The sequence below is a fragment of the Longimicrobium sp. genome (genome assembly GCF_036388275.1).
Classification (GTDB): domain Bacteria; phylum Gemmatimonadota; class Gemmatimonadetes; order Longimicrobiales; family Longimicrobiaceae; genus Longimicrobium.
On record NZ_DASVSF010000059.1, the window covers coordinates 43534 to 55003 of the forward strand.

The window sequence follows — 11470 nt, forward strand, 5'->3', positions numbered from 1 at the left end:
GCGCACGCCGCGCGCTAGAGGGCGGCGGAGGAAACGCGGTCGAGCAGGTCGTCGGGCCCGAACGGCTTTTGCAGCACGTTGCCGCGCCGGAGCAGGGGAGTGAAGGCCGTCTCCTCGGGGGTGTAGCCCGAAATGTAGATCACCCCCAGGTGGGGCCGTCCCGGCCGGATGCGCTCCACCATCTCCGGTCCCGACATCCCGGGAAGCACCACGTCGGTAACCAGCACGTCCACGGGGCGATAGGGGTCGGCGAGCACGCTCAGCGCCTCGGCGGGGGTGGCGAAGTGCAGCACGTTCACCCCGCGGCGGGTCAGTACGTCCACCACGAAGTGGCGCACCGCATCCTCGTCTTCCACCACGACCACGGTCTTGTCCTTCAGGTCGTGCCGGGTGGGCAGCACCACGTCGGGGGCGCTCTCCTGGCGCTCGGCCGTGATCGGCAGGAGCACCGTGAAGACGGCTCCCGCGCCAGGCTCGCTCTCTACCCACACGTAGCCGCCGCCCTGCTTCACCATCCCGAACACCGTAGACAGCCCCAGCCCCGTGCCGAAGCCGCTGGGCTTGGTGGTGAAGAACGGCTCGAACGCCTGCGCCACCACCTCGGGCGTCATTCCCGTCCCCGTGTCGGAAACGACGATCCGGGCATAGTGCCCCGGGCGAACGTATTCCGGCATGCGGTCGGCGTGGGCCGCGGCGTCCACGAAGCCCACGTCGACGGTGATGGTGCCCCCCGGCCCGGTGGCGTCGCGGGCGTTGACCACCAGGTTCATCAGCACCTGCTCCACCTGCACCGGGTCCACGTACACCGGCACGGGGACGGGGCCCGTGCGCACTTCGAAGTGCACGTCCTCGCGCAGCAGAAGGCGAAGCATGCGCTCCGTGGCGCGCGCCACCGCCCCCACGTCCACCACGCGGGGCTCCAGCACCTGCCGGCGGGAAAAGGCCAGCAGCTGGCGGGTGACCCCGCGGGCGCGCTCGGCGGCCAGGCGGATCTCCCCCACGTCGGCGGCGAGCGGGCTGTCTTCCGGCACGTCGTACAGGATGAGCTCGGAGTAGCCCAGGATGGCGGTGAGCAGGTTGTTGAAGTCGTGCGCCACGCCGCCCGCCAGCCGGCCGACGGCCTCCATCTTCTGCGCCTGGCGAAGCTGGTCGGCCAGGCGCATGCGTTCGGTCACGTCGCGGCTGGCGGCCAGCACGTGCGGCATCCCCCGGTAGTGCACCAGCGAGCCCGACGCCTCCAGCCACCGCCAGCCGCCGTCCGGGTCGGCGTGGCGATAGGTGGTCAGCGTCCGTTCCCCCTGCAGCGAGCGGCGCACCGCCTCCTGCACGGCGGGAAGGTCGTCGGGGTGCACGCCCGCGAACGGTTCGGCGGGTACCACGCCCAGGACCCGCAGGGCCGACGGGCTGATGTAGGCGCGGCGGCCCTCCACGTCGTGAAGGGTGATCAGGTCGCTGGTGTTCTCCGCCAGGACGCGGTACAGCTCTTCACTGTCGCGCAGCGCCGCGCTGGCCTCGGCCAGCTGCTGCGTCCTCGTCTGCACGCGCCGCTCGAGCTCGGTGTTCAGCCGCTGGATCTCGGCCTTGGCGGCGACGAGCTCCATGGTTTCCATCATTTCCCACTCGCCGAACCGCCGGGCGATGGTGAAGTCGTGGGTGGCCGCGAGGTCGAAGATCTCGCTTCCCGTGCTTCCGCCCAGCGGATAGGTGCAGAGCAGGAGCAGCCGCTTCCCCGCGAGCTCCTCGTCGATCAGCGCTTCGAACGCGGTGAACGCCTCGCGCGTGCTGCGGGTGAGCCAGGCCTCGTCGGCGTGCACCCGCAGCCCCGCGTGGCCCCGCGCCAGCGCGCGCTCGAGCCGGGCCAGCAGCCCGGCGATCACGCGGTCCGCGTCGAAGCCGCCGTCCTGCAGGAATACGTCGTAGCAGGAGACGATCTGCAGGGCACCGGTGTTCATGTGCAGGTCCACCCCGGGAAGCGCCTGCTTCAGCGCCTCCCTGGCCGTCTCGACGTCCTCGGCCGTCACCCACACGCATTGCTCGTCATCCTCCAGCCCCGCGCGAAAGTACGGAACGACGGTGTCGAGCAGGTCGGCGCGCGTTTCGTAGAAGCTGCAGAAGTGCGTGCCCCACGGCATGTCGCCGACCGCGTGGATGCCGGACCTCCTGGGCACCTCGTCCGCCGCGGATTCCGCGACCTGCTCCGTCGGTGTCGTCATCGAGTCCCCCCCTCGCCTGGGCTGTCGTGGGCCTGCCGGGATCGGCTGCATGTTGTAGACCGGTTGGGAGCCGTTCGCGAAGACCGTCGCGTGCCGGGTTCGCGGGGACTCTCGCCCCGCCATTCTTCACGCGTTCGCCGGCACGGGCTCTCCGCGGCGGCACCGCGCGGCTCCCTGGCCGGGGGCCAGGCGCCGGGACCATCTTTTGTCGAGGGCTTCGTTTCATCCTCGCCACTTCCCCGACGCCCATGACCCCGCTCGCGCGAACCCTCGTCCTCGCCTTGGCCGCGCTGCTGGCCGGCTGCGCCACGGCTCCGCCCGCTCCCCCGGCGGAGCGCGAGGTGACGGTGATGGTCTACAACATCCGCGCGGGCAAGGACCTCGCGGGGGGCGAGAACCTGCCGCGCGTCGCGGAGCTGGTGCGCGGCACGGGGGCGGACCTGGTGCTGCTCCAGGAGGTGGACCGCAACACGCAGCGCTCCGGCCCCGCGGACCAGCCCGCCGTGCTGGCGCGGCTCACCGGCTACTCCGTGGCGTTCGGGCGCACGATCGGCTTCCAGGGCGGCGACTTCGGGGTGGCCCTGCTTTCCCGCTGGCCCATCCGGCGAGACACGCTGATCCCCCTGCTGGTCACGGCGCCGCCGGGGCGAACGACGGGAAACCGGGAGCAGCGTGGGGTCCTGGTGGCGGTGGTGGACGCGCCGGGCGGGCCGATCGCGGTGCTCGATACCCACCTGGACCACACGGGCGACGACGCCTGGCGGCTGCAGGAGATTGCCACCGTGCTGCAGGTCGCGCGGACGGCCGTGGAGCCCGGGATGCCGGTGCTGATCGGCGGAGACCTCAACGCGCGCCCGGAGAACGCCGTGCACGAGCAGCTGCGCGGCGCCGGCTTCCGCGATGCGTGGGAGGGATGCGGGGCAGGGGACGCGATGACCTTTCCCGCCAGCGCGCCGGACCGCAGGATCGACTACCTCTACGTCACCGGCGCCACCCGCTGCGAGAGCGCACGGGTGCTGCCCAGCGACGCCTCCGATCACCGTCCCCTCGTCTTCCGGCTGCGGCTGCGCTGATCCGCTCCTGGAAAGCGACTGCCCTGGCTCAACAGTTTCACCGCCGCCTGCGTCTGTAAAGGAGAATGACGGGCGAGACTGATGGCCAACTGGTGGCGAGGGTGCGGCGCGGAGAGCGCGCGGCCACGGAGGCGCTGGCCCAGCGGTGGCTGCGCGCCTGCCGCGCCGTGGCCCTGGCCGTCACCCGCGACGAGCCGGACGCCGACGACGTGTGCCAGGACGCGTTCGTAAGCGCCATCCAGCGCATCGACGACTGCCGCAACCCGGAGCGCTTTGGCGCCTGGCTGCTCCAGATCGCCCGCAACCGGGCGCAGGACCACCTGCGGGCGCGCGCGCGGCCGGTGCTGTCGCTGGAGGGGATGGAGATCGAATCGAAAGAGGCGTCGCCGCAGCGGCAGGCGGAGCGCGGCGACGAGCGGAACCGGCTGCTGGCCGCGCTCGGCGAGCTGCCGCAGGGACGGCGCGAGGTGCTGCTGCTGCACGACCTGGAAGGATGGACGCACAGCGAAATCGCGGAGCGGATGGGGCTGCCGCCCGGAACGGTGCGCTCGCACCTGCACCACGCACGGAGAGCCATGCGGAGCCTGCTGCCGGAACTGGAGAAAGGCGAGGAATGATGGACGAAGAGCGTTTGGACCTTGCCGCGCTGGACCCCGCCCGCGACCCCGGCCGCTGGCAGGCGGTGATGCAGGCGACGATGGCGGGGGTGGACGGCGTGCTGCTGCACCGCGCGCGGCCCGACCCGCTGGCCCTGATCGCGGGGTGGCGGCGGCCCCTGCTGGCCATCGCCGCCGCGGCCGTGCTGCTGCTGGTGCCCGTGGAGGTGGTGCTGGAGCGCCGCGAAACGCGCCGGGAAACCCTGCGCGGGCTGGTAGACGTTTCCACCGCGTACGCGCAGGAAGGCCGCGCGCCCACCGGCGCGGAGCTGCTGCAGGCCATCCGCGCGGGAGGCCAGCCGTGATGAGCCGGGCGCGCGCCGTCGGCATGCTGCTCCTGGCGACGACCTTCACGGTGGGCGCGCTGGGCGGGATGGCCGTGGAAGAGGCGATGGGGCTGGACTGGTTCGACTTTCTGGACGAGGACGCCACCCCTTCCGAAGACCGCCTTTTCGCCGGGATCGAGCTGACGGCGGAGCAGCGGGCCCGGATCGACGCGATCCGGGAGCGGCGCGAGGACCGCCTGGAGGCGTATTGGGACAGCCGGCTCCCCGAAATCCAGCGTGTCGTGGACCATTCGTACGACGAGATGCGCGCGGTGCTGGCGCCGGATGCGCGCGCTGAATTCGACCGCCGCGTGCGCGAGCTGCGGGCGCGCGCGCCTTCCGATCGGGATTGAGGTGGCGCGTCCCGGCCGCGTCGTGGCGCCGTTGGGCCACCGCGGCGGCACCCCGTCTCAACACTTTGGCCGGCTGCTCCGTCTGGAAAGGAGAACGCGGAGCACGGCGGCACCGTGCGCCCCGCGGTTCCGGCCATAGCAAGGGAGTGGGTCCATGGAAGGCGAGCGGGGACTGTTCAAGTTCGGGGGGGTGCTGATCATCGTCTTCCTGGTGATCGCCGCGGGGGCGTACGCGACGACAGGCGCGGGCCGACCCGCGGTGGGGGTGGCGGCCGCGCTGGGCGAGCCGCCGGCGGGCGGGGCCCCGCCCCCGGAGGAGGGGGCCGCACGGCCACCGGCGCATGCGGTCTGTACCGTGGACGGCTCGCCGCGGCCGCTGGGCGACGAAATCCACGAGAGCAGCGGCGTGGCCGTGAGCCGGACGCACGCGGGCCTCTTCTGGACGCACAACGATTCCGGGGATCCCCTGCTGTACGCGGTAGATGCGCAGGGGCGCACCGCCGGCCGCGTCCGCGTCTCGGGGGCGTCGGTGCAAGACTGGGAAGACATCGCGCTGGCGCCGTGCCCCGCGGGCGGCGACTGCCTGTACGTGGCGGACATCGGCGACAACGACGCGAAGCGCGGGTCCGTCACCGTGTACCGCGTCGCGGAGCCCGCTCCCGGCGCATCCGAAACCGCTCCCGCCGCCCCCCTCCGGCTGCGCTACCCCGACGGTGCCCACGACGCGGAAGCCATGTTCGTGCTGAACGGGGCGATCCACGTGGTCACCAAGGGGGAGAGCGGGCCGATCGCCCTGTACCGCGCGCCCGCCGGCGCGGGGGCCGAGGCCACGCTGGAACTCCTCCGCACGCTCTCGCCGGACAGGGTGGGAAAGCCGGAGCGCATCACCGGCGCCGACGCGAGCGCCGATGGGCGCTGGGTGGTGCTGCGCACCCTGGGTGAGGCGATGATCTTTCCCGCGGCGGCGCTGGCCGGGAGCGGCGCGGCGTCTCCCCTGCGCGTGGACTTGGGGGAGCTGGATGAAAAGCAGGGAGAAGGGATCGGCTTCACCCCGGACGGATCGCTGGTCCTGACGAGCGAAGGGGGCAGGAAGAAGGACCCCGCCACCGTTGCGCGGCTTTCCTGCACCCTTCCCTGAGAGGGCGCGGGTCGGCCCCGCTGTCGGCAGGTGAGCTCCGCCGTTGTCGTGCTGGCCGCGTACGCGTACCGTGTCGCGCGAATCCTGCGTGGTCGCCGCGCGGCGCGTCACACGGGGTAGCTGGCTCCGGCACCCGGCCGGCCGCTTCCCTCCTTGCCGCCGTGCCGGGCGGCCGGCGAGCCGGACCCTCTACCGAACCCACAATGAGCCGAGGCAAATCGAATGGAATGGCTGCTGTCCAGTGAAGCACTCGTCGCCCTCGCCACGCTGGCGCTGCTCGAAATCGTCCTCGGGATCGACAACCTGGTCTTCCTCACGATCCTCGCCGGCAAGCTGCCCCCCGAACAGCAGCCGCGCGCACGGAAGATCGGGTTGGGCCTCGCCCTGGGGATGCGAGTGGGCCTGCTGCTCGTCATCAGCTGGATCATCGGCCTGACGCGCCCCCTGTTCAGCGTGCTTGGGCAGGAGATCTCGGGCCGCGACCTCATCCTGCTGCTGGGAGGGTTGTTCCTGCTCGCGAAGGCGACCACCGAGATCCACCACAAGCTGGAGGGGGCGAGCGCCGGGACACCCACGTCGGTGAAGGCGACGTTCGGCGCGGTGATCGCGCAGATCGTGGCGATGGACCTCATCTTCTCGCTGGACAGCGTGATCACCGCCGTGGGCATGGCGGAGGACATCCGGGTGATGGTCATCGCGGTGGTGATCGCGATGGCGGTGATGCTGGCGTTCGCGGAGCCGCTGGGGCGCTTCGTGCAGGCACATCCGACCGTGCAGATGCTCGCCCTGTCGTTCCTGCTGCTGATCGGCATGACGCTGGTCGCCGAAGCGTTCGAGGTCCACGTCTCCAAGGGGTACATCTACTTCGCGATGGGCTTCTCGGTCTTCGTCGAGGTGCTGAACCTGAAGTTCTCCAAGAAGGGGAAGCCGGTCGACCTGATCGATGGATGATGTGCGCCAACGATCGTCCGTTACGCCGGGGCGCGGCAGAGCTCACCCGCTGGAGCTGAACACTTCCATGCGGTCGTAGCCGGAGGTGCCGCCAGGAAAGCGGCCCCGGCACCCGGCGGTCTGCATCGCGCTGGTACCGTCGGTGGCGCGGACGAGCAGGGTGCGCCGCCCTGCGGACGGGTGGAGCCAGGTGTAGCGCCAGAGGGACCACACGTGCGGCCGCTCTCCCGTCACCAGCTCGCAGGGCTCCCAGTGTGCGCGGCCGTCGAGAGAAACCTCCACTCCGCGAACGCCGCGTGCCCCGCGAAGGCCATCCCGGTCAGCTCGGCGGGGCGGTCCGCGGCCAGCCGCTCCCGCCGGTCGAACCGCGACATCGTCTTGACCGGGTTGCCGCCCTTCCACAGGCGGCGCTCCCAGTACGACGTGGTGCGTTAGTCCTCCAGCAGCGTGATGCGCTTGAGCCAGCGCGGCTGCTTCTTGCCGTACAGGTCCGGCAGGATCACCCGTACCGGGTAGCCGTGCCCCGCCGGCAGCACCTCCCCGTTCATCTCCACGGCCAGGAACGCGTAGTCGTCGGTCGCGCGCTGCAGCGACACGCTGGAGTAGAACCCGTCCATCCCCGCGAACGGAGCTGTGGAGGCTTCGTTCAAGCTCTCGCTCATCCCTTGATTGCCCCGAAAGAATCTGGTATCCTCCACTACCCCCGCATTCCTGCCGCTCCTCGCCCCGTCTTCAGCGGCGCCGCAGGCTGGTTTCTTCGGTTGTCGGCAAAAGAAAAGGTTGTTTATGCACGCACGGCGCTTCATCTCGCCCCCGGCCGCACCTGCAGAACATTCGCGACGGATTCAACGGCTCGGAACGCGCGCCGTCGGAGCCGCCGCGGGCATTCTCTCCGGGCCACGCCGATGAGCGCGCACGCGGCGGCGCCGGAGCGCCTGCCCGAGCTGATCTCGCGCCTGGGCGCCATTCTCCAGGAAATCGAGACGACCACGGGCGGGCAGGTGGACGCCCTGGTGGACCCGCGCAGCCAGGTGACGTACCTGCTGCGGGGCGCCCAGGACGCGCTGGTCGCGCAGGAGCAGCAGTTCCGCACCGTCACCGAGAACACCTCCGACGCCATCCTGCGCCTGGACCGCGGCCTGTGCCTGCTGTACGCCAACCCGGCGGCGCTGCGGGTGCACGGCGGCGCGGCGGAATCGGTGCGGGGCCTGGCCCTGGACCAATTCACCCGGGGGGCGCCGGGAACGCCGGCGTGCCACACGGCCATGGCCGAAGTGCTGCGCAGCGCCCAGCCCCACGAAGCGGAGTTCGTGCTGGGCGAGGGAGCCTCGGCCCGCGTGTACAACGCGCGCATCAACCCCGAGTTCGGCCCGGACGGCGAAGTCGTATCCGTGCTCGCGGTGCTGCGCGACACCACCGCCATCCATGCCTCCAGCCGGGAGCTGTCCGCGGCCCACGCGCGCATCATCGGAATCCTGGAAAGCGTGACCGACGCCGTCATGTCCATCGATGACGACTGGCGCTTCACGTACGTAAACCCGCGGGCCGAGCTTCAGCTGCGCCGCGGCAAGTCCGAAATCCTGGGGCGCGTATTGTGGGAGGCCTTCCCGGCGACGCTGGGCAGCCGGTTCGAGACGGAGTACCGCCGCGTGGCCGCCGAGGGCAGCCCGCGCGTGTTCGAAGAATACTTTCCCCCGTTCGACAGCTGGTTCGAGGTGCATGCCTATCCGGCGGACGAGGGCGGAATCCACGTGTACTTCCGCGACATCTCCCAACGCAAGGCAAGGGAGCGCGAGGCGGCCGAGCTATTGGAGCGCCTGGCGACCAAGCACGCCCTCCTGGAAGCCGTGGTGCGGCAGCTTCCGGTGGGCGTGGTGATCGCCGAAGCTCCGTCCGGCCAGCTGCTGATGGGCAACAAGGAGATCGACCGCATCTTCGGCCACGGGTACCGCCCGTCCGCCTCCGTTGGGGAGTACGGGGAATGGGTGGCGTTTCACCCCGACGGGCGCAGGGTGCAGGCCGACGAGTGGCCGCTGTCGCGGGCGCTCCGCACCGGCGAGCCCGTGGGGCCGGAGGAGGTCCGCGTGGTGCGCGCCGACGGCAGCCCGGGCATCGCTCGCCTCTGCGCCACGCCGGTGCTGGACGCCGAGGGATCCGTCATCGCGGGGGTGGTCGTCATCGACGACGTCACGGAGCAGCGCGCCGCGCTCGACGCGCTGCGGGCCAGCGAAGAGCGGTACCACCTGGTGAGCCTGGCCACCAACGACATCATCTACGACTGGGATCCCATCGAGGACCGGGTCACGCGGAACAAGGCCGTGGGGGTCCTGGGCTACTCACCCGCGGAGGTCCCCCCTACGTTCGAGTGGTTCGCGTCGAACCTGCATCCCGACGACGCTCCCCGGGTGAGGACCAGTATCGAGGACTTCCTGGAGGGTGACGACCTCTTCTGGTCCGCGGACTACCGCTTCCGCCGGGCAGACGGCTCGTACGCCCGCGTCTACGACCGTGCCCACCTCGTGCGCCGCGCGGATGGCCGCCCGGAGCGGATCATCGGGGCCATGCTCGACGTGAGCGAGCGCGAGGCCGCCGACGCCGCGCTGCACCACCAGGCGCTCCTGCTGGATACCGTGGAGCAGGCGGTGATCGCCACCGACGTGGATGGCCGGATCACCTACTGGAACCACTTCGCGGAACAGCTCTACGGCTGGGCGCGGCACGAGGTGCTGGGCCGGCCGGTCCTGGAGGTGACGCCCTCGGAAGAGACGGCGGCCGAGGCCGCGCGCGTGCTGGAGGCACTCATGGCCGGGGTCAGCTGGTCCGGGCAGTTCCGGGTCCGGAGAAAGGACGGAACGTCGTTCCTGGCCCAGGTCACCAACACCCCCATCCCGGGTCCGTCCGGGGAGCTGGTGGGGGTGGTGGGGGTGTCGTTCGACATCACCGAACGCCGCAACCTCGAGGAGCAGCTGCGCCAGTCGCAGAAGATGGACGCGGTGGGGCAGCTGGCCGGGGGCGTGGCCCATGACTTCAACAACCTGCTGACGGTGATTTCGGGAACGGTCGAGCTGCTGAAGGCCGACCTGGCGGACCCCGCCGTCCTCGAAGACATCGAGCAGATCGGCGAGGCGGCCGAGCGGGCCGCCGGGCTGACGCGCCAGCTGCTGGCCTTCAGCCGCAGGCAGATCCTGAAGCCGCAGGCAGTGAACCTTACGGCGCTGGTCGGCGGCATGCTGCCCATGCTCAAGCGGCTGATCGGCGAAGACGTCGAGCTGCGGTTCAAGGCCAACGCCGCGGCGGCGCAGGTAGAGGCAGATCCCGGGCAGCTGGAGCAGGTGCTGCTGAACCTGGTCGTGAATGCCCGCGACGCCATCGCGGGTACCCATGGGCGGGTGGTGATGGAGACGCACCAGGCGGAGGTCGGCGGCGGGGACGAAGGGCTGGACGGGGCGCTCCCCCCGGGGCGGTACGCCGTGATGATGGTGAGCGACACCGGGATGGGAATGCCGGAAGAGGTACGGCAGCGGGTCTTCGAGCCGTTCTTCACCACCAAGCCGCCGGGAACCGGCACGGGGCTGGGGCTCAGCACCGTCTACGGCATCGTGAAGCAGAGCGACGGGTTCATCTTCGTCGACAGCGCCCCGGGCGCCGGTACCGAGGTGCGGGTGTACCTGCCGCTGCTGGCATCGGCGGACCAACCCGCGGCGGAGGCGCCCCCGCCCCTTCCGGGGGGGCGGGAAACCATCCTGCTGATCGAGGACGAGGTGGCGGTGCGCTCCCTGACGCGCCGGGTGCTGACGCGCCAGGGCTACACGGTGATCGACGCACGGGACGGCGCCGAGGCGCTGGAGCTGGCGCGGCGCGAGGGTGCGGCCTTCGACCTGGTGATCACGGACGTGGTGATGCCGGGAATGAGCGGCCCGGCGGTGGCGGAGGAGCTCCGCGCGCTCATCGGCGGCGTTCCCGTGCTCTACATGTCGGGCTACACCGACGACGAGATGCTGAGGCGGGGAATCCACACCTCCGACACGCACTTCCTGCAGAAGCCCTTCACGCCCAGCAGCATCCTCACGCAGGTGCGGGCCGTGCTGGACGACCCGCGCGCCAGGCCGGGCGCACGAACCTGAGCACACGAGCCACCGCGTCTCACCCGCCGAAGTGGTGGTGGAGAGACAGAGGCTGCCAGGAAGCAAGGTCGCGCCACCCGACCCCAACCCACCCGGCAGCAGGGAGTCCACGAAGGTGGACATCGTGTGCCTGTTGCAGCGAATTCATTTGCCCGTGGAGGCCTCGATTCGACAGAGGGGTTCTCACACGGAGGGCACGGAGGGCACGGAGGAGAAGGAGACCCCGGGCTTCGGCACGCGTCGGCTATGGCGCTCCCCGCGGACTGTGTGGCGGATCCTTCAGTCGCTGCGGAGGGCGGTGCGGCGGCGGGTTCGGGGTGGCCGCTCCTTCAGGATGACATCCAAGGCTTCTTCGCACCTTCGCACCTTCGCACCTTCGCACCTTCGCACTCACACACTCCCCAGGCTTCAGGGAGACTCGCACCCCTCCAGAATCCGCCGTCAAAAATACATTGCGGATCGCTCCTTATGGATTATTATTACCTGCGGACCTGAACGTCGCGCGTTGCCGATGCGCGCACTTCCAGTTCCGGCTGCCCGTTCGAGATCGCCCGGGGTCATGCCCCCTGGCGTGGCGGCCTTCCTGCCTCCGGCACATCGCCGGGACGTAGTTTCACTCCGCGGGTGCCGGAATGC

General features: G+C 70.8%; 10 protein-coding genes. 7 read left to right on the plus strand and 3 right to left on the minus strand.

The window, feature by feature from the left end:
• Positions 1-14 precede the first annotated feature (14 nt).
• Positions 15-2213: an MEDS domain-containing protein gene (locus tag VF632_RS12105; RefSeq protein WP_331023151.1), complete on the minus strand. Its 2199-nt coding sequence runs from the start codon at positions 2211-2213 to the stop codon at positions 15-17.
• A gap of 248 nt (positions 2214-2461) precedes the next feature.
• Between VF632_RS12105 and VF632_RS12110 the strand changes: the two genes are divergently transcribed.
• The 6 genes from VF632_RS12110 (at position 2462) to VF632_RS12135 (ending at position 6710) form a co-directional block, all read left to right on the plus strand.
• Positions 2462-3286, plus strand: a complete 825-nt coding sequence (locus tag VF632_RS12110) for an endonuclease/exonuclease/phosphatase family protein (protein ID WP_331023152.1) — start codon at positions 2462-2464, stop codon at positions 3284-3286.
• A gap of 65 nt (positions 3287-3351) precedes the next feature.
• Positions 3352-3903: an RNA polymerase sigma factor gene (locus VF632_RS12115; RefSeq protein ID WP_331023153.1), complete on the plus strand. Its 552-nt coding sequence runs from the start codon at positions 3352-3354 to the stop codon at positions 3901-3903.
• On the plus strand, positions 3900-4247 hold the full coding sequence (locus VF632_RS12120) for a hypothetical protein (RefSeq protein ID WP_331023154.1): 348 nt from the start codon (positions 3900-3902) through the stop codon (positions 4245-4247). Before VF632_RS12115 ends, VF632_RS12120 begins: the two co-directional genes overlap by 4 nt.
• Positions 4247-4621 (plus strand): hypothetical protein, encoded by a 375-nt coding sequence (locus VF632_RS12125; RefSeq protein ID WP_331023155.1) that lies wholly within the window; start codon positions 4247-4249, stop codon positions 4619-4621. The genes VF632_RS12120 and VF632_RS12125 overlap by 1 nt, the downstream gene beginning before the upstream one ends.
• Positions 4622-4775: 154 nt before the next feature.
• The gene (locus VF632_RS12130; protein ID WP_331023156.1) at positions 4776-5759 is read left to right on the plus strand and encodes a hypothetical protein; all 984 of its coding nucleotides are present in this window, start codon (positions 4776-4778) and stop codon (positions 5757-5759) included.
• A gap of 222 nt (positions 5760-5981) precedes the next feature.
• A complete protein-coding gene (locus tag VF632_RS12135; protein WP_331023157.1) occupies positions 5982-6710 on the plus strand; it encodes a TerC family protein in 729 nt (242 codons plus the stop codon).
• A gap of 42 nt (positions 6711-6752) precedes the next feature.
• Here the strand turns inward: VF632_RS12135 and VF632_RS12140 are convergent, their stop codons facing one another.
• Positions 6753-6992, minus strand: coding sequence for a hypothetical protein (locus VF632_RS12140; RefSeq protein WP_331023158.1), 240 nt, complete (start codon positions 6990-6992; stop codon positions 6753-6755).
• A 149-nt stretch (positions 6993-7141) separates the two neighbouring features.
• Positions 7142-7372 (minus strand): molybdopterin-dependent oxidoreductase, encoded by a 231-nt coding sequence (locus VF632_RS12145; protein ID WP_331023159.1) that lies wholly within the window; start codon positions 7370-7372, stop codon positions 7142-7144.
• Positions 7373-7615: 243 nt separating this feature from the next.
• On the opposite strand from VF632_RS12145, the gene VF632_RS12150 reads away from it, so the two are divergent.
• A complete protein-coding gene (locus VF632_RS12150) occupies positions 7616-10834 on the plus strand; it encodes a PAS domain-containing protein (protein ID WP_331023160.1) in 3219 nt (1072 codons plus the stop codon).
• Positions 10835-11470: the final 636 nt, after the last annotated feature.